This window comes from Nitrosospira sp. NpAV, assembly GCF_000832065.1.
Classification (GTDB): domain Bacteria; phylum Pseudomonadota; class Gammaproteobacteria; order Burkholderiales; family Nitrosomonadaceae; genus Nitrosospira.
Map to the genome: position 1 here is coordinate 491,741 of NZ_JXQM01000001.1, position 22,658 is coordinate 514,398.

A 22,658-nucleotide genomic window follows, 5' to 3' on the forward strand; every position below is an offset into this window, starting at 1 on the left:
GGGTGGAATGAGAAAGATACTCAGCGCATGTGTGCTGCTGATAACAGTGTTTTCGCTGCCTGTCGTTTGGGCTGCACCACCCAAATACGACACGCTTTATGTATTTGGCGATAGCTTGTCTGACACCGGTAACGATATTATTCTTACCAGAGTCCAGAGAATTGATCCGCCTATCCCCCCTTCAGAGAGTCCCCACCGCACATACTACAACGGGCGCTTCTCCAATGGTCCGGTTGCGGTCGAATATCTATGGCGCCTGTTGCGAGGTAACGACAGCGCATCGCTTAACCCTTTTCTTTCCAATATCAATCTTCCCGCTCAAGGAGGCATCAACTTTGCGTTTGGGGGGTCGACGTCAGGCTACTTGAACCAGATGCCCGGAGGGATTTATGTACCGGGAGCGCTCGGTCAAATAGAATTATTCCGCAAAGCATTAAAAGGCAAACGAGCCAAAGACACTGCGTTATACACGGTTTGGACGGGGGTGAATGACTATCTACTGGGCCTGGAAGCAGGAATGAGTCCACCTTCGCCCGCTAATACTGTGGCAAACATCACTAAGGCCATACAAACGCTCCATTCCCTCGGTGCACGCAATTTCCTCATACCAAATCTGCCTAACTTGGGCTTAACCCCCTTTATTCAGGAAAAAGGGCTGGGAGCGGAATTCCTGCTGCTCACCGAAGGCCATAATGCGCTACTGTCTCAAGCCCTAAATGAGCTTACGCCCAGACTACCAGGAATCAGGATTTTCCTCGTCGACCTGTTCAAGGTATCACAAGACCTCCTGAACGAAAGCGAAAATCCCATCATTACCATGCCGCCCGCCCTTGAAACGCTTCCTGGTGGAACCGGGGCCGCAAGTTGTTTTTTTATAGATCCCACGACTTGTCCGGATGTCGATGTGACCGCCGCCTTAGCACAGCCTTTCGCTTTCTGGGATATCATGCATCCCACGACCTTTATCCATAATTACTATGGACAAGCCATGTTTAAAAGCTTGCAACCCAAGTAATAATCACCCGTAACGGTCATTTGATGAGCGATCAAGCTACTGCTCGCTGAACTCTCAAGAAAGCCCTGATGCCGTTGCAGAGAATGTCTGATTTTTCTTGTCGAGTATTTTTACACCGGGATACGAGAGATCTGCGAAATATTTCGATTAATAATCGATACTATCATTTAAATATCAATGACTTATAGGATATTCCCGCTATTAGCGCTAAGCGTTCTTATAAGATAGCCCTCAGGAAAGTTCGGAATTTTTGTCGAGTATTTTTACACTTTGATAAAAGAACTACCTCAAAATTGTTTAAGGTATTATTTAATTCATTTATAGATCATAAGCTTATATAAAAAACATCTATCCTAGGCACAAGGCTTGCTTATATAAAACCGAGTAGCAAAGAGCTCGGGGAATTCAAGCTCCCACAGCGGAGTTGGAACCAAATAATTACTTTTAATCTTTTGAGGGTCACATTATGAATAAAACTATAACTTCGGTTCTTGCGGCAGTAGGCATTGCAGCATCGGCTCCGGCATCGGCGATTATCGTCGGTGGGATTGATTTCGGGGTATTGGGAGGAGATCCTACCCGTACACATATAGAGACCGCTACGCTCGCACAAACCTTCGTAAATGGCAACGGGCAAAGTGCATCTGTCTACGGATACATTACCACTGTCAATGGCGATAACACCTATTGCGCCGACGGCAGCGGTAATTGCGGACTGTTCTATACTGCGACCTTTAGCGGTTCGCAGAACTTCAGTCCCTCTTACGTCGAATTCACCAGTGCAACCGTTTCGGTTTATTACAGCAATGTCTCCCCTATCAATTTGCTGAATCAGGATTCGCCGACCAATTTAGCGACCATCCAGGCGTTTAACGGCGGAAATCCCTGGGTAACGCTGACGGGTCACGGCAATCTGGGCGGTATCGCCGATCCCCTGGCAGTTGTTAACGGTGGCGGTATCTTAACCGGTGCAACCTTGAGCGGAACTGGTTTCGGGCTGTTTGATGTGACAGGCCCCGGCGATGCCTCGGTAATCTCGTTCCTCAACGCAAACGGCGTGCTGGATGCCGCGGGTGGTGCAACGGACATCGTGCTCACCAGCTCGTTTAACAACGAAGTGTTGAATTCCTTCGACGTAGCGAATGGTTTTGCCAATGGCTGCCAGGATGGAACAGCTGCCCCGGGAGCCTGGTGCTTTCAAGGTACGGCAAATATACGCGGTGACACCCAGATCCCCGAACCCGGCATACTTGGGCTGGTGGGCATCGGTCTTCTCGGATTGGGCGCAGCAGTTCGCCGCCGCAAAGCCTGATTAGCCTCAATACCGCAGTAACAGGCTTTAGCAGAAATAAAAGCGCCCACCATGGTGGGCGCTTTTTTATGTGGCTACAGTAAACTTTGTTAAGGAAGCGCTGAACAGGAAGTGGTACCCAAGATTTTAAGGTACTACTGCCGGTATTTTTGAATACAGCTGATCGGTAGCCCATTCTAAGGCGCGTTCGTCGCCGAGTTCCCTATTTTTCTGTTTATCGTCCATTCTAGGTGCCGCGGACGATGCTTCACCAGGCTGCGGTAGCGTCAGCTGACGACCTTGCCGGCCGCTTCTTACCTTAACGCATGCGGGGTGTCGGATGCTGCAGGTGGTGCACACAGACATTGTGCTGACCCGTTCATTTGATAGCGCCGTGTTGAATTCTTTCAACTTAGCGCATGGTCTTGCCAATGATTGCAGCGCCCAGGAGCTTGGTGCTTTCAAGACATCGAATATACCCGGATGTGCTCGGATTCCAGAGCCTGGCAAACTCGGGCTGCTCAGCTCGGTCTTCTCGGATTGGGGCGCCGCTGCAAAGCCTGACCCACCGCAATACCGCCGTTGCCGCCGTAACGCTTTAACCAGAAACAGACACGCCCACCATGATGGGCGTTTTTTGTGTCACCGTGATAAACATTCAGCAGACTCAGCTGGGAGCGCCTCCCGTTTCGCTGAGGATCAGAGATAAGTACTAGGGGTAATTCTCAAGACTATTTGACTAGTACCAAGGTACTATCAAAGTTCAGTACTTTTGTCACAGGTTTTGACAAACCTGACGATAGGATTTTACCTAGCCCCTTGCTATGCATGATTTATTCCATATATATCATCATGTTAATAAATAATTTAATAACAGGCACGGAGTTTGCTTATAAGAAAGTAGCAGCTCAAAAGATTCACCGATATTAAATTCCCCGGTGGGGTTGGAACCAATAATATTACTTCTATAACCTTTAAGGATCATAAAATGAACAAAACTATAACAACACTTCTTGCCGCAATAGGTATTGCCGCGTCGGCTCCAGCATCTGCGATAGTTGTTGGCGGTGTTGATTTCGGAGCATTGGGAGCAGCTCCTACTAACATACACCTGGAAACCGCCACGCTTGCCCAAACCCTTATCACCGGGAACGGACAGAACGCGACCGCCTATGGGTACATCACCACGCTTAACGGGGATAATACCTATTGCGCCGATGGAAGTGGCAATTGCGGGTTGTTTTATGTCGCGCACTTCAATGATTCACAGAACTTCAGCTCCTCTTATGTTGAGTTCACCAGTGCAACGGTTTCGGTTTTTTTCAGCAACTCTTCACCTATCAATTTACTGAGCCAGGACTCGCCGACCAATATCGCCACCATCCAGGCGCTTAATGGCGGGAATCCATGGGTAACGCTGGCGGGTCACGGCAATCTCGGCGGTATCGCCGATCCCCTGGCGGTTGTTAATGGCGGCGGCGTCTTGACTGGTGCAACCGCAAGTGGTACGGGTTTCGGTTTATTTGATGTAACGGGTCCCGGCGAAGCTGCGGTAATTTCATATCTCGACGCAAACGGTGTTCTGGATGCCGCGGGCAATCCTACCGACATTGTGTTGACCAGTTCATTTAACAACAGAGTCCTGAATCCCTTCGATCAATTGCATGGTCTTGCCAACGGATGCCAGAACGGGACGGCTCAGGCAGGAGCGTGGTGCTTTCAAGGTACGGCTAATTTGCGTGGCGACACTCAAATCCCCGAACCCGGCATACTTGGACTGGTCGGCATCGGTCTTCTCGGCTTAGGCACAGCAGTCCGCCGCCGCAAAGCCTGATCAACCGCAATACCATAATAATAGGCTTAGCCAGAAACAAAAGCGCCCACCCTGGTGGGCGCTTTTTTTGCCTGTCACAATAATCCTAAATCTGGCGATTGACCGCTCATTTATCAATCTCGGACCATGATTCCCACCTTCTGGACGAGTCCGCCAAGGGGCGGATTGCATAACTTTTGCGCAGGCACTGCGTCATTCGCAACATCCCTGGTATAAACGGCATTCCGCGTCGCTGCGCCTTGCCCTGTACTTCAAAAACCGCACACTTCACCCTTCCAGCTACCGAATTTGGATAGCAGGGCTTCAGCAGGCTCAACCCTGGGAATATCTCCCAGGCGCTATCAATCCGTCGGGATCCAACTCCCGTTTGAGTGCGGCAACAGCTTGCCAGTAAGGCGTTTCAAGTTTTATGAAATGCTGCATCGAGTCGACGGTGGCACGATAAGGAATACAGCCGATTGCGCGCCCCGCCTCGAAGAGCGCATCGTAGCATTGCCTGCCACGTTCTACCGCTTCTTCACTGGCGCGATCGAAGAGCAATGGTACGGTACTGTTGAAACAGCGATCGGATAAACTGGTTAGCGTTATCAGTGGCTCAAAACCATGCGCGAGGCAGACCTCATGCACCATCCGCGCATACGCCCTGACAGTATCCGCACGCATGGGCACCAGGGGCGAATACCATATCAAGCCGCAGCCGTCCCGTGCGGGGTTCATCGGTGAGTTATCCGCCGGCCGCTTACCCGAGATCCAGTAAGCCAAAGGCAGCGCGATCTCGCTAGGTCTGCCCGCCAGCGCCTGCAAGGTCTTGTCAAGCAGACCAAGCATATTTTGCAGCCCCAGGCCCGATTCACCGGGGATGAAATGACTCAGCCGTTTAAGATTGCCCACCGACTCCGGCGTGAAAAAAACCAATTTTTTGACAATACCTGAGAGTCTCTTTTTTATCACGGACTTGACGGCGCGAACCACTTGTACATTGCCATATATTGCGCCCGTCCCCATCCAAGGCATGACCTGATTTCGACGAGCCATTTTCAAAAGATACTGTTCATCGATGAGGCCATTTTCATCAAGCTGATCGCGAGGATAGGGCTCCATCATCGATAACACTCTGCGCGTATTCAGCAGGTTGATTAATCCAAGCGTTCCCCCCACCTCGCTCAATAAAACGCGTACCGCTTCCACCGCGCGTTCGATATCGGCATCATGCGGCAACCCGAAAAAAAAAGCTTCCACCCGCTCGGGAATCGGTGCAAGCGCAATTGTCATCTGCGTGACAATACCAAATGCGCCCTGAGAAAAAATACCATCGAGAAATGGCCCAACCCCCCATTTGAAAGCCCTGTCCACCTCAATGCAACCCAGTTCGGCCAGTGGAGGCCTGTAAACTCTGCCATCGGAAAGTACTGCCTCCAGTGACGTCACCGAAAGAAAGTGGTCAGCATGCGGAGTCATGCCATAACCACGCTCAAGCGCGTTTCCTACCAGACTGCAATCAGGACCGGCACCGGTAACCGGACAAAGAAATCTTAGCGAGTTTTCATCAAGATACTTCTGCAGAAGTCGCTGCGTGACCCCCGGCTCAAGTGTCGCCAGTCCGGCATCGATGTCCAGCGTAATGCGGGTCATGCCTGAAAGATCAACAATCACACACCCATCGATAACTGGATTTGCGCTGCCATAACCCCAATTATTACCGGTACTGACAGGGTACAACGGTACCTTCAGCTCCCGCGAAGCTTTGACGATGGCCTTAATCTGGTCTTGGGAAATAGGACAAACTGCGCCCGGAATAGTCCTGTGTACACCAGTGGTGCAAACACCATATTTGCCTTCGGCCGCCGACTGGTCAAGCACTTGGCTAGAGCCCAATTCGTCAGTCATCCTCTCCAGAAATAACCGATATTGACTTTCGTGATCCATAAAAATTGTCTCCAGAAGAATCGGTGCTGAAATAGCAATATTTTACGGGTCATCAGACAGCCGCAACGACCCGCAGCATCTGCTTTTCATGAGGCAGCAACGAGTAGAATCCTCGCAGTGAGCTGATGATGGATGAGAATGTGACGTCAAAAAGGAATCCGAGTTGGGAAATTCTGTTCATGACTGCGAACGGTGATACGGATACTCGCATGGTCGAACAATCTCTTGTTTCTGAACTGAAGCTGAAACCGGGATGTTATGACGAGTACACCGGGGACTCTACCAGTAAGGCATCTAGATAGCTATACACACTCGTAGAGAAGCGCTACTATGCTACGATAAAAATCTCTCATGCGGATGATTTTAGGGCAAGATCCCAAATAAGCCGGAACGCTCATAGACGCATTCAATCGTTAAGTACTATAATGGATTGCAGAGGTGAGGATGGGTCATCCGATGCCGCCTGCTTCAATAAATTGCTCGCTCCAAACGCCAACAGATTTTACATCGCCTAACACGTCCGCACTTGGAGCAATTGGGGAAATAGCACCTGAATTCGAGGTGTTATCCCAATTAGAGCCGGAATATCCAGGTATATATTTGTACCTGCCAGCAAAACCTCTTCATGGTTTCCTGGTTTTTCATTTTTCTTCTTAGACAAGCTCCATATTGATGATCATTCGCTTGATTGTGGGAGCAATATTTTTAGCGATAAAAACCTGCGATCCGTGTTGACTCTTAAGCCTGGTACGAGACAAATAGGAAAACGGGACGAACGTTGATCGCAAAACGGCCGACTCTTCTTCGCAACAAGGTGCCTTCGGTATCCAAGGAGCTCAAGTGATATGGATATATCCCTTATTAACAGAGAGGCTCTCCCTCCAATAATAAAACCAGGTGATCGAATACGAGAAGCCGAGATCAAGGCCCATGTCAGAAGCCTGGTAGGAGCCCGCCCTCTTTTATTTATATGGCAGTTATTGGGTGCCTGGTGTGTGATCGCCGCCGCAATCACGCTCGCGATCTGGGTCGAGAGTATATGGGCAAGCCTCCTCGCAATTTTTCTGGTAGGTACCCGCCAGAATTTGCTGGGTCTGCTCGTGCATGAGCAAGTTCATAGATTAGGCTCACGCGGACGCTATGGCGACCTAATTACTAACTTGTTTGCCGCTTATCCGTTGCTCGTGCTATCGGTTGAGGGTTATGCCCAAGTGCATTTGGCGCATCACAAGTACTTCTATACAGACAAGGATCCTGACTTTACCCGTAAATCGGGACTTGAATGGAGCATTCCGATGTCGCGGCAGCAACTCGTGCGTCTATTTCTTGGTGACATTTTTGGGCTCAACATTTGGCGCCTGATTCGAGGAAAGCGGCCCGAAGCCGCCGGCGTGCGTGATGAATTCCAGCGGCGGAACCCGACGCCAAAGTGGGTACGCTTCGCATTCTGGATGATAGTCGCGGCCGCATTATCCTTAAGCGGAGGCTGGTTTTATTTTCTTTTATACTGGATTTTGCCGCTTCTTACGGTTGCTCAGTGCCTGGTGCGCCTTGGGGCGCTAAGCGAACATAAATACAATGTCAATTCGACAGAGCTCAATGCGGTGAAGTTCGGCACATTTCCTTCCGCCAGTTCAGGCACCGCGGCTTTGATATCAGCCGGGCTGAAATAGCGCGAATCAACCACGCGCAAGCGTTTCACCGGCGCTTCAGTCACCGTCAGCCTGACAACGCCGTCATCGACTTTTTGTTGCGGAATGCTCACCAGAACCGTCAGGTAACCCGACTCATGATAGGCGCGTTCCAATGCATCGCGCGCCTGTTCCACTTCCTGCAACGATTTCTTTTCGCCCAGGTAGGGATAAACCGCCTGCTCCACGACGGTGACGGGCAACAATGTCGTACCCTGGATGCGATATTCGAATACATCGAATATCGCATCCTGCGCATGGGACGCATGCATCCATCCCGCCAGAAAAACCAGGCATCCCGCTCGCAGTACCTTGCCAAGAAATCGCCGAATCAATCCCCTGCGGGGCACACCGCCCGCAAGATGGAAAGAATCACCCCGCGCACCCCAGAAAGGGGTGAGACTACCACCGCTCCCGCTGCACCAAGACTTACCGCCCGCCAGCAAAATCGGAGACTGATTCAGCGGTTTCCTAATCATTCGCAACATCCAAACCCACTTTGGCCACCCGGCGCAAATCGCCTTCTATATATGTACAAATGGGACAACCCTCGAAAGGGTTGTCCCGAACACCGACTGGCGGCATTGCACCGCCTTTTACGCTAGATTATTACTGGACAGCAGGCTGGCAAGAGTTGCCGAGCCGCGCGCCCTTGGAGGTGGGACCGCTGGCACCGGCCACCGGTGTGGCGAAGATGCCCTTCAGATCGCTTTCGCCCAGAGTGCCGGTGACGGCCGCGATCAGGGCGGCGCCACTGGCGCTGGCGGGGCTGACCGAACCGCCGGCGGTGAATGCTGCCAGCTCAAACCAGAAGTTGTAAGAACCGTCCATCGCCTCTTCACGCTGCTGGGCGTCGGAATTGGGGACAACACGATCCAGCTTGACAAAGGCCCAACGGTCAGCCGTAGCGGTAGGCGCCGGGGTGTTTTCCATGGATACCACGCCCAATCCAAATTGACCCGCGCCGGTTGCTGTGTTCAGCGCGGTTTTCACGCCGCCGGTGCTGGACTGCTCGGTCACGATAGCGGTAGCCGTGCTGTCGGTGGCCCGTGCCGGTTCCAGCGAGCCTTGGGACAATCCGGTGGCGCAAGGCTTGGCCAGGAAGCGAATGTTGGAAGCGGACTGGGTGCCGGAGGTAGGCACGCGGCGCGCCAGATTGACCACGGAACCGGCAGGACCGCCGAACAGGCTGCCGTCTACGCTGCCGACCGTACCTTGGCCAGCCACAGCGGTATAGCGTTGGGCGGGAATGCTCGGCTGGCAGGCAGGCGTAAGGTTGGGTGCGGTAGGCGTGCCATCATCGCAGGTCGCGGCCAGCAAGCCGTCGGCCACGTCATTCTTCTGCAACTGAAGGTACAGCGGGTAGCTTACCGCCACGCCGAAGGCCTGGCCAATGTTGGTTGCCACCTCGCTGCCAATGGCGCTCAGATCCCGTCCGATTTCCAGGTTCTGCTTGTTGATCAGGTACTCGGTGTCGGAAAAACCGCCGTCGGGATAGCTCTGGCCGGGAAGGCCCGAGGCATCGCCCTTGAGGGTGGCGGTGAAGGTCTTGGTAACCGTGTCGCTACAGTTGTTGTAGCGGCCGATGGGATAGGACACGCCATTCAGGACGACGTTGGTGCTGCCCGCGCCGGCCGCCGCGCATTTACCCGCACCGCCCAGCAACGCCAGGTTATTGATGCGCTTGATATTGCCCGGCAGGTAACCGTTGGGATTGGGCTCGCCCGCCATGCTCAGGTGCGGGGCGTAGGCGTTGAAGGAACCGGCTTCAACCGTGTGGTACACCACCACTTTCTTGCCCGCCAGCGAACCGGCGGCGGCACTCATGGTGCAGGCATAGGCGACCCGGTCGCCGCTGCTCTTGCCGGGCTCGGTGCCGGTGCTTTCCAGGTACATGTGGGCATCATTGGCGCCGCCGTTGCCCGCCAGGCCGTTGCAGAGCGACATCACGCTGCGGAACACGGCATTGGTGGGGGCGGATGCGCCGGACAACCATACATAGGTGGTAGGGCCGGCGGCAACCTGTGCGGGGGTGAGGGCGAAAGCAACCGGAGTCGTCCCCAGCGCGGCCACGGCCAGCGCGATTTTACTCAATTTCATTTTCATTTCGATATCCTTTTAACGGGTTGATATGCGTATTCATCCCTCCGCCTCCCCAAGCGGGAGGCGGGAGCGGATCGAAGAAGCGAGTGGCAGCGGTTTTAGGCCCCTGCGCGGCGGCGGACCATCGCGCCGAGCATGCCGAGCCCGGCCAGCAGCATGGCCCAGGTGTCGGCTTCCGGCACCGGGCTGGTAATGCTGAGGACGCCGTCTTGGCTCAATGTAACTTTGGTGAACTCGCCTGCACCGATAACGCCGTCATGATTCAGATCAACACCAAAAGGGGTCTTGGTGGCCTGGGCGAGATTGGAAGTGGAAGAAGTTGTCAAGAACCAGAAGTTCTGCTCCGTGCCCAATACTTGAGTAGTATCGACAGTGGTCTTCGCCAACCAGTTGTCGCCCTGCCCAAAACCATTGATTGCCCCGAAGAAGGTATTGGGAGCGTCTGTCGGTGTGGCAGTGCTGGCGCCATTAGCAGCGGTGGCATGCGTGCCACGGCTGTTGTTGGCATCGAGATACTGCTCCATGACGTTCATCGTTTTCACGTTTGTATTTCCTTGGCTTGGCCAAGAATCCACATTTCCCGTCATCAGATAACGCGAACCGCCGGTGAGATTCCGATCGGTGTCATCCAGCGCGATCACATTGAATTCGATTTGACCTTTGTTCGCACCGACAAAATTAAGTAGTTGATTCCATGAGGCGCCATAGGCACCGGTGGCCAGGTCCCAGGTTTTGCTGAAACCGGTCTGGCCATTCGCGGCGAGCATGTCGTTCAGATGGAAGCCGAGATCGAACAGGCCCGAGATGTCATCCCCGCCGGTGGTTGCGGAATCGCCACCGTAGTAGCGCACATTGAGCAGCAGTTCGCCGTTGCCGGTCACACCGCCGTCGATAGCGGCAAAAGCTGGCGCCGAGGCTGCCATGATGGCGGCAACTGCGAGTGCCTTAAGCTTGAAGTTCATTTTCATTACTGATACTCCCTAAAAGGTTAAATGAGTTGCGTTGATATTCGATTCCAACCGGCTGATCCATGCGACTCGTGGCCCACTTGATCAGCCATCCTGGAGCAACCCGGCTACCTCCGCTTGCGCTTAGGCCCGCAGCTTTCCGTCCCCGCCTCGCAACGGGTTTGGCTTTATTCCCATCCGGCGTGAAGTGCTTGGGCTTTCTGCCGGATGCTTGCCACTATATGCAGTGATGGTTAAGTGCTTATGAATCCCAACCTTGGTTTCTGTAGTCCTTCCTGTCTATTTTTCTGTACCGTAACGACACCTGATCAATATGAATTCTTTTCATGCTGCCCTGTAAGGTTAAAGACCCAATATGACGGCGAATCGATAAGTCAATGAATTTTCCATAAGGCGTTCGGACTATGCAGTCGCTCGAGCCCGGATGCCTCACCGGCTAGAGCGTGATCTTCAATGCCATCGCCTTGGCCACTGCATGCGCCCGGTTGTTGACATTCAGTTTGCGCAGGATTTTTTGGACATGGTTTTTAACGGTAAGCGGGCTGATATTAAGCAGGCTCCCGATTTCAAGATTGTTCTTGCCCATCTGTACGTAGCGCAGAACTTCCGTTTCCCGGTCCGTGATGAGTTTTCCGCTTTTTCCCGCTATGGCGCCATGCTGGCGATGCCGTTCATGGAATAGCATGCGTACCAACGCCATGTGCATATGCGGTGTCAGCAGTTCAAGAAAGTATGCGTGGCGCTCGGTTAACGTGCCGGAAATTTGCGTAAAGGCGAATAGACTACTGGTGCGGCCCTGGGCATCGAACATTCCGTGCGCCGCGAGGCGCTCCAGATCGTCGCGCTTGAGATCATTCGCAAAATGTTTGTAGGTAATGCCATTTGGATTGTGCGGACAAAGCAGGAATGGCTGGTTCTTACCCGCGCTCCATGCTGACATGACACGGAATATAATGCCTCCATCCGGACGGCAAAGCTCTGAAAACCTGATTTCACTTATATTGGTACGGCTGAATTTCTCTATGTTGATCGACTGTCCGGACCCTTCATCGAATAGGCATATGAGCAGTCCGTGCGGCAAAAGGCTCTGTAGCTCGCCTTGCGACCATAGGAAGAATTGATGGCGTTGGAAAATGGAAGTTGATGACTCGATGATCCGGAATAGATATTCCATTTCTCGTTCAGTCAGAGTAATGGTTCCCCCCATGGTATTTCTTATGCCTTGATTTTATTTGCGTCGCATACTCGGCCACGACATCGGCACGTTTATTTTTTGATCAATTTTGAAAGCCCACCTATTCTCAGTGCTCCGGATGACAAAATAATTAAGATGGTGTGTCAGATTCATGAATATGCTGTAAGCAGAAAGGATCATGCCAGGCGGCATATGGGGGCTCATGGCGCCGCGGCACAGATCCGGATCTGGGTTTAACCTGAATCCGGCAATTGGATGGGGCGGAGTGCGCGGTTGTTTGGACGCAGGGGGTTATGCGTAGCAACATGAAATGGCACGACCCGCAGCGGGGGTGCGGGCACCGATGGGGGGGTGTAACGCAGCCGCGGCATCTCTCCACTGACCGATTCCCGGCGGCCTCATACCTGGGTTGTTGCCGTGATGAATGGTTTCCCGAGCTAAGGCATGCGTTCAATAGGCTGGCGATGGGGGAATTGAACCCCCCGCCGCAGCCGATGGATCAGATGAGGCGGGGGGTGGCGGCGCGTCCGGCGGCGCGTCCGGCTGTGCCGGGGATTTCGGCTGGGGTTGGGGCTTTGGTTGCGATTGAGATTCGGGCCGAGATTTGGACTGAGATTGGGGTTGCGATCCCGGTTGCTGCGCGGTTCCACCCGTTTCTCCCGGCGTATAGACGAACGTCCAGTCCTCATAACTCACGGCGTCGGCGAACTTCGCATAGCGCTCGTGAAAATTTGCCCGCTTAACTGGTTTCCGAGTCGAAAGACTGTGGATCCCGACAATTCCGATGCCGGGCTTTCTGATCAGCCCCCACTCGGCTCTGCCCGTCATGGGATCAAAATAGATTTTGCGTAGATGACGTTTGGGTATCGGGAAACGGTCGTCGAAAAGCAATCTTTCCTGCGAATCGGGGTAACGCTTGGGCATTCCCGGAGAGCTCTCGTAGTATGACCCGATCGCCTGCCTGAACTGTTCTCCCACGAACATAAGCTCCACTTCTTTTTCCCGTTGCGCCTCGGTTTGCCATAGTTGTCCCGCAGCAGCCAAAACAATACCCGCCACCGCCACCGCGAAGAGTATCCAGATATAGGTGAATCCTCTTTCCGCACCCATGTCTCAGACCCCTTTTTCACCACGCCTCGTAAAATGTGCCATCTTTTGCCTGCTCAGGTGAACCACTGCGCACATCGTAAATGCCACTGCCCTCACGGGGAGGCACGGCAACCCACGTTGCCGCGCTTTCGGTCAGGGGATCGACCGGAATAGCGCGCAGATACCGCTTTTCCACCAATTCGATCAGTTCGCTTGGGTATTTTCCGGTATCACTATAAAATTTATCAATGGCATCGCGCATGATGCTAAGATCCTGTCGCAGCACCACTTCTTTGGATCTATCGAGCGAATTGAAATACCTGGGCACCACAATGCTTAGCAGCGTTGCAATGATGGCCATCACAACCAGTAGTTCGATCAGGGTAAAACCGGAAAATCTCCAGCCCTCTGCTGGAACCTTCTCGCCGGCTTTTCCGGTGCCTTGCCTGATCTTCAGAATGAAGGCGGAATAAGCCTCACGCATTTCTCACCACCTGTCGTAAGCAATGCCATTCAAGCCAATTTGTTGCGAGCGGGAGTACACATCGAATACATCGTTACCTTCCTGCGGATTGTCCGGTGGGCTTTCATAAGAACGTTTGCCCCAGGTTTCGGCATCAGCCAGCGCCGGGTCGGTGGACATGGGATCGCGGGGCAATCGCCGCAAAAAATAGATCTTGCGTTTTTCCGGCTCCTTGGCATCGGGTACCCCGGCAACCAGATCCTCCAGCTTGCGCGGATATTCCGATTCATCCGCTTTTCTAGCGACCCGCCCTTCATTCACTGCCCGTTTATAGGCATCGAGCGCTTCCCGGATTTGCCGCAGACCCACCCGCAATTCTTTTTCTTTTTCGCGCTGCGCGGTGAGTTCATACAACGGTATGGCCGAAGAAACCAAAACCGCCATGATGGCCATCACAACCGTCAATTCGACCAGCGAAAAGCCGTGGTTACTCGCCGGGCTCTTGATTGGAATCATTTAATCTCGATATTCACCGCGGGCGGTAATATAACCTCTGGTGCTGGATTCTCACTGTCTCCCTGGAATGTAATGCTTTTGACACTGACCTGAGCCGTGCCTGGTTTTTGCGCAATGATCTTGAATGCCAGATCCACCACTCCTCCACCCTTGCCCAGTTTCAATTGGCGCGTCCCGGATTTCTCCCCTTCCCCCTGCGCTTCAAGCTGGGTTGCGTCGTAACTCAGTTCCAGTTCCGCGGCGGGCAGATTTTCCGCGCCCGTAAGATTCGCGCTGACGGTGAAATCCTTGCCCATCCCCGCCTGTTCCGGCGCGATCAACGATAGTACCGGCGACGCGGCTTGGGGAGCGGCATCACGTGCCGGCCGGAGCTCATCGGAAGGAGGAGGGCGTGGGATATCTCTCGGAGCCGCCGCCATGCCTCCCGTGGGTGTGGATGATATCGCCAGCGATCGCGCCGCAACCTTGCCGATCTTCACCGGCAGCATCCCCACGGTATTCTCTGTGCCAAAATGAAACTCGCTGTCCGTTTTTGCCCGCCGCGAAATATTGCGCAGGACACGCGGCGTTATCAGCAGCGCGATCTCGTTCTTGTTGCGCGTAAGATTCTGACTCAAGAATAATCTACCTATCCAGGGCAAATCCCCCAATCCGGGAACCTTGGTTAAGGTGACGCGCTCATCGTCGCTGATCAATCCTGCGAGAACCTGGGTTTCGCCATCCTTCAGCATCAGCGTGGTCGTCGCGGTACGGGTACCGACCTGGTAGGCAAGCCCCCCGTTTGCTATCGGCACTTCCTTGACGATATTGCTGACTTCGAGACTGACCTTCATTGAGACCTCATCCTGAAGCGAAACCGTGGATTCGACATCCAGTTTGAGTCCCACGTCAAGATAACTCACCGATGAGGCCACGCCGACATTGGCGGTGGCAGTCGTGGTGACAACCGGAACCTTGTCGCCGATGAGAATTTTTGCTTTCTCGCGGTTCTTGACACGAATGCGCGGATTGGCAAGCACGTTGATGATCCCATCCTGTTGCTTGAGATTGACGATCAGCGCGGGATTGGCGATGAATCCGGTTAACTGGTCCAGATTGGACCCGTTGCGATTGACGCCGGCGCTACTGATCTCGAAACCAGCCGGAATGCCGGCGGCGGTAGCGCCTGCGTTAAGCATGTTCACATTGATCTTGTCGGGATACTGCAAACCAAGATTAAGCAGCTTATTGCGTCCGATTTCCAGTACTTCGACTTCCAGCATGACTTCAGGATCGGCCAGATCATTCAGTGTAACCAGCCGCTCGACAAGTCGAATTGCATCCGGCGTGTCTTTCATGACGAAGAGGTTTAGCGCCTCATCCACATGGATATCCTTGGTTTTGACCAGCCCCTTGACCATGGCGACCATCTGCTTCACTTCCACGTTCGCGACATAAAAACTGCGCACCGCCAGTTCCTGGTATTCCTTCAGCTTGGCGGGTGTATTGGGATAAATCAACACCGAATTTTCGTTCAGTACTTTGTGTGTCAGCTGATTTGTCATGAGCAGCAACTTGAACACATCCTCAATGTGGGTGTTGCGCAGAAAAACGGTGGTCTTGGTATCCTGCTTGACGTCCTTGTCGAATACAAAGTTGATGCCTGCGGTACGCGCCATGATTTCAAATATCGATTTCAAACCGGTATCGCGAAATTCAAGGGTAATCGGTTGCTTGAAACCTGTTTTCAACAAGGGTGGCTCCATGGCGGCCCCGTCTTGCAACTCAAGCTCGGTAAGCCGTTTTATCAGCCGGCGGGCATCCCCCTGCATAGGGTTTTCCTGCAGTACCGACCGGATTCCGGCTTCCGCGGCGGGATAGTCGTTGCGCTCAAGCAATGCTTCCGCCTGTTTCAACACCTCGATATGACGGCGGTCCATATCGATGGCCGCCAAACCCACCTGCGCACGTTCATTGTGCTGATTCAACTCAAGTACATGGCGAAATCCCTGCTCCGCGGCATCGAGATCGCCCGAGGACCTGGCATTCTGGGCCTCGGTGAGAAAGCGTGCCGCCACCGCCTCGCGCTGACGCGCGAGTACCGCGCGAATCTCCAGATTGTCCGGTTCTTCGCGTGCCGCCTTTTCCAGGCTTGCCAGGCCGCTATCCACCTTGCCCTCGGCAATAAGCTGCTTGCCTTCGACAAAAGCCTTATTTGTCGCGCATCCGACAAACAGGGCCGGGATCATCATAATCAAAATGTACTTTCCAGTTTTCATCGCAGGTTTCCTTATACTCCGCCACCTGTCGAAAGCACCTGCTTGGCATTGAGCGGTATATAAGTTAGGGTGACGGTGTGATCGGTCACCTCATCCACCCGATATTGGCTATCTATGTTTTCTCCAACCTTGACGACGTAGTTGCGTTCAGCCAAAGCGAGAAAGACCTGTGTTTCATCCCCCTCGGTTACCTTGCCGAGATATTTGAACGTCAGAGGCGGCGGAGAGGGTGGCTGGGGCTTTGCGGGAGGAGGAGGCGGTATCCATGATTGACGGCTAAAGAGATCGCCAGCCTGTGCACTGAATTTTCTGCGTTCCAGGCGCTCAAGTTCCAGTTGCGCGGTGTCATCTTCAGTGGCGCGCATCTCCTTCGTCTCCCCCTTCATCTCTCCTTTTAGCTCCCTTGGGGCCTTCTGTTCGGGAGCGGCGGATCCCGGATCCGCGCCTCCATCTCCACCGCTCACCCACTGGGTGGCGAGAAGTGTCGCCAGCAACGCTCCTCCCAGCCACAATACGCGCCCCCGTTCCGTTGTCTTCATCTCTTGCCGTCGTTCAGATAGAGATGAAACTTGAGACTCGCTTCGAGTAAATCGGACTCTACGCCTTCACGTTTGATCGCAATATCCACGAGCGCCATGGCGGGAACAACCCGCAAGGCATCGGCGATAAAAGCGCGTATTTGCGGATAGCCGCCCCGAACCGGCAGCATCATTTCATAGCGCGCAAGCTTCCATCCCTTGTCGCGCACCATACGATATTCGCTACCGCTGATCTCCACCTTGGCTGTCTCCGCAACCTGCACGAGTTCCCTGATCCAGAACGGTGATGAATCGATATTCGGGAAGAAGGCATAGAAATCCCCCAACCCCTGATCCCTTTGTATTTTTTTACCGCCTGACACACGCATCGGTTCCGCCCGAAAGTGCAATCGCATCGTTTCGGCTTTCTCCATGAGTGCGATTGACTCGGTTTGGCGCGGCAACACCGCCGAAAAGAAAAATACAACCGAGAAAACCAGCAGTCCGAAGCCGATTTTTCCGGCATTGCCGAGCCGCTCCGTTTGCCAGCGCACCCGCAGCAATGCATTTGTCAGGACGCTTCGATCCATGATGCCATAACGGAAAAAACAATCGGCCGATGTGGATCGTCCTGCTTGATTTCATACTTAAGCAGATAGGCATCCTTGAGAACGGGTTCGCGCTCCAGGGCGCTGACGAAGTCAAGCAGTGCCGGCATACTCTTTGCCTCGCCACCCATCAGCATCGTGCGGCCGGCGGCATCCGGCTGGAACGAGAGCAAGGCTACCTCGGGGCCTGTTGCATACTCGACAGAATCAAAGAGCGCACCCCACGGCAAGTCGATCTCGCTCAGCACCGCGTTGGCTCTTCTAATCTCCTGCTTTACTTCCCGTCCTCCTCCTCCTCCCTGACCTGGAGAAACGAGTGGCGTCGTCTTCCTTCCCGTCTGGCGATCCATTGAGGCAATGCGCAAATCCCAGTAGGCCACTTCGTCCGTTGCCTCTTGGAATTGATGCAGCACACCGGCCAAAGCCAGCATACCCACCAGCAGCATGGCGTATCCGGCATTTCTTGCTTCCTGCCCACTGTCAGGAAATTTCAGATTCAGGCTACGCATCAGTTTTTCCGGTCTGGAGCCGCGACAGCGACCGGATAAAGCGGCGGCGCGGGCATATTCCCGGTCTGCAATGGAATAATCCGCCAGCCGCAATCGCTCGGTAACGCCAATTCCGGGTGCTCCGGCGCAAACAGATAGACCTGTTCGACGGCTTCCTTGCGCGCTGAAAACAGTATTGCTTCCTGATCCAGCGCCGCAAGTAATTCGTCTTCTGCGTTATGCAACATACGCTGGTTGCGTATCCCCTGCCAGACGCCGTTCGATAACGAGGCGAGGCAAAGGCGCCCGGTTTCCACAAGGGCAAACCATATCCGTTCTCCCTTGAATCGTTTGCACCATTGATCGAAGGAGCTGGCCAGGTACGGCGCTATACTTTTCAACCTGACTTTGTGTTGCATAGCGAGTTCATTCAATTGCTGAAGCAGGGTGCTTTCTATCGCAGCACAAATGCCGCCGTTGCAGGGGTCCCAGGAACTCATGGCGAGTGTCCAGGCCGCGGCTCTCTCTCCGTACACCTCGCGCATGTGAAAAGCCGCATACGCGTACAGCTCGGCGGGGGTCACGATCTGCACTTGCGGTGATACCACCGCGTAGCGCACAAAATCGTTGGATAGCGTAATAATCATATCCAGCCCGGCGGCATCCGCGATCATCCGGTCCAATTGCCGCAGAGGCTGCTCCCAGGCAGGCGCATCCTGCTCGCGTTCGCAAGCTGCTGTAAGCTTGGCAGCCTGCACCGGCTTTATTCCCCGGTACGAACGGACCAGCTCGACCCGGCCGGGGGCAAAGAAAACCCGTATCTGATCACGCCACAATGGTGACACGATTGGCCTCCTGCAAGCTTGTTTGTCCGGTCTTTACCATCTCCAGCGCCGCTTCGCGCAGGAAGCGAGTCCCGCCGCGCCGCGCCGCCTCTTTTATCCGGCGTATGGGCTCACGCGCTATGATGAGTTCACGGATTTCGTCGTTCAATATCAGCATTTCCGCGATTGCATTTCTTCCACGGTAACCGCTCCCCCGGCACTGGCCGCAGCCTTTGCCAACGCGGAACCGGAATGTGTCGGCTTGCTCGGAAGTCATGCCGGATTCCGTGATCAGTTGCTCGTCTGGCCGTTCTTCCACCGCGCAATGTGAGCAAAGCAGACGAATCAGCCTTTGCGCGGCGATTCCGTTCAAGGCGGAGACAAAACTATAGGGGTCCACCCCCATATGTGAAAAACGGCCGATGACGTCGAACACGTTATTGGCATGTACCGTGGTAAATACAAGATGGCCCGTCAATGCCGCTTGTATGGCGATCTGCGCCGTTTCCGGGTCACGGATTTCGCCGACCATGATCTTGTCCGGATCGTGGCGCAAAATCGAGCGTAAACCCCGTACAAAGGTTAGTCCCTTTTTTTCGTTCACCGGTATCTGCAGCACGCCGGGTAGCTGGTACTCGATAGGGTCTTCTATGGTGATGATTTTGTCTTGTCCATCATTGACTTCCGAAATCGCGGCATACAGCGTTGTGGTCTTGCCGCTGCCCGTGGGACCGGTAACCAGCAACATGCCATACGGTTCGGAACTGAGACGGCGGAAACTTGCGATGGCGGCCTGATTGAAACCGAGGTGGTTCAATGTCAGTCCCTCGACATGGTCGGCAAGCGCCTGCCGGTCGAGAATACGCAGCACGGCATCCTCGCCAAAAATACTCGGCATGATCGAGACGCGGAAATCGATCTCCCGTCCCTGGATCGAGATCTTGAAGCGGCCATCTTGCGGTACGCGGCGCTCGGCAATATCCAGATCTGACATCACCTTGATCCGGGAAATGACTTGCTCGGCCAGGTCAGGGCCCTGCACCACCCCGATCAGGGTCAGCACGCCATCGATCCGATACTTGATCGACAATGCGCCCACCACCATTTCAAGATGAATATCGCTTGCCTGCGACTTATGGGCGTCATACAGCGTGGAATGCACCAGCCGCACCACCGGGCTGCTGCCTTCGTTGATCGTCTTGAGTGAGAGATCCTCCTCGCCCGCTTTCGTACTCCCGCGTTCCGCTGCGGGAAGCACGCTATCCATTGCGCGCATCGTCTTTTCCTGCAGCGCAAAAAAGGCGGCCAGGTCGGCAGGATGCACTAGATGCCATGCCGCCGCGACAGCAAACCGGTCTTCCGCCCACGATCTCAGGTTGGGCGAGAATGGATTGCCCACGGCAAGAACGTATTGTTTCTCCCGCCGAAGCAATACACATTCCCGCATAACCGCCTCATTAAAAGGCAGCGTCTCAAATGCGGGATGAAATGCCCGCAAACCTTCCATCGTCAATACCGGCATCCGGAATAGACGGCCGAGTTCCGCAACCAGCGGATCGGGCGCAAGGCCGCAGGTTTCTTCCAGAACCGCCATCACTGAAACGCCCCGGACCAAGGCCTCCGCACGCGCCTGCTCAAGCCGATGTGCATCCACCAGCGGCGTTGCGGCCGAAGATAACGCGAGATCACGCGCCGCTTCAGCCATATTTTCGGAAAGCACATCTACCGGCAGCGTTGTAGCCATCGATAGCGGCAAGGCGGCTTCAGCTGATTGACTCAATTGACACTTCCCGCCAACTGGAATATCGGCATATACATGAGTATGATAATTCCACCGATCACGCCGCCAATCACCGCCATGAGCAAGGGTTCGATCAGTTTCGTCATCCACTCGACCCAGCGTGCAATTTCCTCATCGTGAAAATGGCCGATGCGCTCCATCATTTCTCCCATGAGGCCGGTTCTTTCTCCGACCCGCAGCATGCGATCGCCCACCGCGGTGGTCAGCCCCTCTGTTTCCATCGCGCTGGAGATTGTTTTTCCCTCGCTTATGCGAGAGGCGGCTGCTTGCACCCTGGGCCGAAAGTGCGGCTGCAGCAGGCCGCTGACCATTTCCAGCGCTTTTGTTATCGGAATGCCGCCGCGTAACAGCATGCCCAGCGTCCGGTAGAAACGGGCAAGCTGATAAACTCGCATACGCTCGCCAATGGCGGGGATGCGCCATAATTGCTGGGCCAGCCACACTCTGAACGATGGCCGCGTTATAGCGTAGATAACAACGCCGAGCACGGCCGTTCCGGTGACTGCCAATTGCCACCCCTGCTTATGCACGAAATGCCCCCATTCAATCAGCATGACGGAAAGCCAGGGCAAATCGGACCCGATGTCCTCGTAAATGGCGCTGAACTTCGGTACGACGAAGATCAGCAGAAATACTGCCACGAGCAACCCGATCACCAGCAAAAGAACCGGGTAAATGGAGGCGCCGATCAGTTTCTTGCGAACCAGATCCATCTGCGTCTGATAGCTGATGAAACGCGTCAGTGCTTCGGGAAGATCGCCGGTGCGCTCGCTGGCCCGCGCAGTCGCGACATAAAGGGGGGGAAATGCTTGGGGATACAGCTCCAATGCACGCGATAAAGTGATGCCTTCATAGAGCCGCGCCAGCAGGCCTTCGATAATTTTTCGCACGGCGGCATCCTGCTCTTTATCCAATAGCGTCTCGATACTCTCCACCAGGCTGAGTCCCGCTTCCAGCAGGGATAGCAACTCCTGGCTGAAATGCGCCAGCGGAAAACGCAATCTGGATTTCGGCATCCAGCCGGTAAACCTTCGGCGCACATTCAAAACCATGCCGCCCTGCGACGTTATCTGGAGGCGGGCGTCATCCTCGTTCTCCGCATCGAGTTCGAGAAATACCGTGCCTTGTCCGGTAAGCACAGCTTTCACTTCGTAACGCATCTCAACCTACCAGTTCGTGATATCCGCCGCGTCGCCCGTCCCGCCAGGCTGACCGTCCTTACCGTGGGAGTACAAATCGAATTCCGAGCGTTCGCCCGGATTTTTATAAATGTATGGCCGCCCCCACGGATCAGGCGGCACCATCTTTTTGAGGTAAGGCCCCTGCCATCTCAGCTCATTGCCCGGACGTGTCACCAGCGCGGCCAACCCTTGCTCAGTGGCGGGATAGCGGCCGATATCCAGGCGATACTGATCCAGCGCCTTCTCTATGGCATCAATTTGCGCCTGAGCTGCTTTGACTTCGGACTTGCCCACCTGGGAAAAATACTTGGGCGCCACATAACCGGCCAGCAGTCCAATGATGACCATGACGACCAGCAACTCGAGTAACGTGAATCCATTTTCTGCTTGCGCGCGACGTCGGATACTCCAATATTTCATTTCAGTTTCTTGATCTGTTCATTGACTTGCATGGCACAGAGTTTAGGGGTCTCACGTGACAGAATGATTACGAAAGTTGACGAGACGCATGAAAATCATAAACTTGACCTTCGCCCATTGAATGGATTCACGGGATCAAGATTGATCCATGGATAAATTGTGCGAGTCATATACCCTGCCACATTGGTATACGCGCTATCCCATAAAATACTGTGAAGTTCTTTCCGACATATACAAAGCACAGGTGCAAGGCCATTAAAAAAGTAAAAGTATCGGGAATCTCTTGGTATTGAGTATTGCAAGAAAAAACCTTGTGTAGCGGCTTATTGTCGTTTTCAAAGGCGCTGGGTGTTCGATTGCTCTTCGGCATGGTGGAGTATCCGACTGTAGCGATCCTTTGATCCATTTCTTCATTACCGCATCTTTGAACCATGATTTGCAACGACGCCTAGCGCGGAAAGATAGGCTT

The 22,658-nt window shown here is 54.0% G+C and carries 19 protein-coding genes, 1 pseudogene and 1 riboswitch; of the genes and pseudogenes, 4 read left to right on the top strand and 16 right to left on the bottom strand.

Annotated elements, in window-relative coordinates; genetic code table 11:
* Positions 1 to 7 precede the first annotated feature (7 nt).
* The 3 genes from SQ11_RS02105 to SQ11_RS02115 all read left to right on the top strand — a co-directional run bounded on the left by SQ11_RS02105 (position 8) and on the right by SQ11_RS02115 (position 4,140).
* Positions 8 to 1,015, top strand: coding sequence for an SGNH/GDSL hydrolase family protein (locus SQ11_RS02105; RefSeq protein ID WP_041512419.1), 1,008 nt, complete (start codon positions 8 to 10; stop codon positions 1,013 to 1,015).
* 466 nt (positions 1,016 to 1,481) lie between these two features.
* Positions 1,482 to 2,327: a PEP-CTERM sorting domain-containing protein gene (locus tag SQ11_RS02110; protein ID WP_041512420.1), complete on the top strand. Its 846-nt coding sequence runs from the start codon at positions 1,482 to 1,484 to the stop codon at positions 2,325 to 2,327.
* 967 nt (positions 2,328 to 3,294) lie between these two features.
* Positions 3,295 to 4,140, top strand: a complete 846-nt coding sequence (locus SQ11_RS02115; RefSeq protein WP_041512421.1) for a PEP-CTERM sorting domain-containing protein — start codon at positions 3,295 to 3,297, stop codon at positions 4,138 to 4,140.
* A gap of 312 nt (positions 4,141 to 4,452) precedes the next feature.
* Here the strand turns inward: SQ11_RS02115 and SQ11_RS02120 are convergent, their stop codons facing one another.
* The gene (locus SQ11_RS02120) at positions 4,453 to 6,027 is read right to left on the bottom strand and encodes an FAD-binding oxidoreductase (protein ID WP_041512526.1); all 1,575 of its coding nucleotides are present in this window, start codon (positions 6,025 to 6,027) and stop codon (positions 4,453 to 4,455) included.
* An 884-nt stretch (positions 6,028 to 6,911) separates the two neighbouring features.
* Between SQ11_RS02120 and SQ11_RS16635 the strand changes: the two genes are divergently transcribed.
* A complete protein-coding gene (locus tag SQ11_RS16635; RefSeq protein WP_084226683.1) occupies positions 6,912 to 7,739 on the top strand; it encodes a fatty acid desaturase in 828 nt (275 codons plus the stop codon).
* A gap of 95 nt (positions 7,740 to 7,834) precedes the next feature.
* On the opposite strand, the pseudogene SQ11_RS18140 reads toward SQ11_RS16635, so the two are convergent.
* The 15 genes and pseudogenes from SQ11_RS18140 to gspG all read right to left on the bottom strand — a co-directional run.
* Positions 7,835 to 8,245: pseudogene (locus SQ11_RS18140) on the bottom strand (POTRA domain-containing protein); the annotation flags it as partial.
* Between the two features lie 121 nt (positions 8,246 to 8,366).
* Positions 8,367 to 9,863, bottom strand: a complete 1,497-nt coding sequence (locus SQ11_RS02130; protein ID WP_041512423.1) for a hypothetical protein — start codon at positions 9,861 to 9,863, stop codon at positions 8,367 to 8,369.
* Between the two features lie 95 nt (positions 9,864 to 9,958).
* Complete coding sequence (locus SQ11_RS02135; protein WP_041512424.1) at positions 9,959 to 10,828, bottom strand: PEP-CTERM sorting domain-containing protein; 870 nt, start codon at positions 10,826 to 10,828, stop codon at positions 9,959 to 9,961.
* Positions 10,829 to 10,922: 94 nt separating this feature from the next.
* A riboswitch (cyclic di-GMP riboswitch) is annotated at positions 10,923 to 11,004 on the bottom strand.
* A gap of 260 nt (positions 11,005 to 11,264) precedes the next feature.
* Complete coding sequence (gene epsA, locus SQ11_RS02140; protein ID WP_269746021.1) at positions 11,265 to 12,035, bottom strand: XrtB/PEP-CTERM-associated transcriptional regulator EpsA; 771 nt, start codon at positions 12,033 to 12,035, stop codon at positions 11,265 to 11,267.
* A gap of 438 nt (positions 12,036 to 12,473) precedes the next feature.
* On the bottom strand, positions 12,474 to 13,133 hold the full coding sequence (locus tag SQ11_RS02145) for a type II secretion system protein (RefSeq protein WP_041512425.1): 660 nt from the start codon (positions 13,131 to 13,133) through the stop codon (positions 12,474 to 12,476).
* A 16-nt stretch (positions 13,134 to 13,149) separates the two neighbouring features.
* On the bottom strand, positions 13,150 to 13,596 hold the full coding sequence (locus tag SQ11_RS02150) for a type II secretion system protein (protein ID WP_198140775.1): 447 nt from the start codon (positions 13,594 to 13,596) through the stop codon (positions 13,150 to 13,152).
* A 3-nt stretch (positions 13,597 to 13,599) separates the two neighbouring features.
* Positions 13,600 to 14,091 (bottom strand): type II secretion system protein, encoded by a 492-nt coding sequence (locus SQ11_RS02155; protein ID WP_041512426.1) that lies wholly within the window; start codon positions 14,089 to 14,091, stop codon positions 13,600 to 13,602.
* Positions 14,088 to 16,349, bottom strand: a complete 2,262-nt coding sequence (locus SQ11_RS02160; protein WP_041512427.1) for a secretin and TonB N-terminal domain-containing protein — start codon at positions 16,347 to 16,349, stop codon at positions 14,088 to 14,090. The genes SQ11_RS02155 and SQ11_RS02160 overlap by 4 nt, the downstream gene beginning before the upstream one ends.
* Positions 16,350 to 16,360: 11 nt before the next feature.
* A complete protein-coding gene (locus SQ11_RS02165; RefSeq protein ID WP_041512428.1) occupies positions 16,361 to 16,888 on the bottom strand; it encodes a hypothetical protein in 528 nt (175 codons plus the stop codon).
* Positions 16,885 to 17,457 carry a hypothetical protein gene (locus SQ11_RS02170; RefSeq protein ID WP_041512429.1) on the bottom strand — a complete coding sequence of 191 codons (573 nt, stop codon included), beginning with the start codon at positions 17,455 to 17,457 and terminating at the stop codon, positions 16,885 to 16,887. Before SQ11_RS02170 ends, SQ11_RS02165 begins: the two co-directional genes overlap by 4 nt.
* Positions 17,439 to 17,984 (bottom strand): fimbrial assembly protein, encoded by a 546-nt coding sequence (locus SQ11_RS02175; RefSeq protein WP_041512430.1) that lies wholly within the window; start codon positions 17,982 to 17,984, stop codon positions 17,439 to 17,441. Before SQ11_RS02175 ends, SQ11_RS02170 begins: the two co-directional genes overlap by 19 nt.
* Positions 17,984 to 18,808 carry a hypothetical protein gene (locus tag SQ11_RS02180; protein WP_041512431.1) on the bottom strand — a complete coding sequence of 275 codons (825 nt, stop codon included), beginning with the start codon at positions 18,806 to 18,808 and terminating at the stop codon, positions 17,984 to 17,986. Before SQ11_RS02180 ends, SQ11_RS02175 begins: the two co-directional genes overlap by 1 nt.
* Positions 18,789 to 20,492: a GspE/PulE family protein gene (locus tag SQ11_RS02185; protein WP_041512529.1), complete on the bottom strand. Its 1,704-nt coding sequence runs from the start codon at positions 20,490 to 20,492 to the stop codon at positions 18,789 to 18,791. Before SQ11_RS02185 ends, SQ11_RS02180 begins: the two co-directional genes overlap by 20 nt.
* A 71-nt stretch (positions 20,493 to 20,563) precedes the next feature.
* On the bottom strand, positions 20,564 to 21,748 hold the full coding sequence (locus tag SQ11_RS02190; RefSeq protein ID WP_041512432.1) for a type II secretion system F family protein: 1,185 nt from the start codon (positions 21,746 to 21,748) through the stop codon (positions 20,564 to 20,566).
* A gap of 6 nt (positions 21,749 to 21,754) precedes the next feature.
* Entirely contained in the window at positions 21,755 to 22,189 is a 435-nt protein-coding gene (gene gspG / locus SQ11_RS02195; protein WP_041512433.1) for a type II secretion system major pseudopilin GspG, read from the bottom strand.
* Positions 22,190 to 22,658 lie beyond the last annotated feature (469 nt).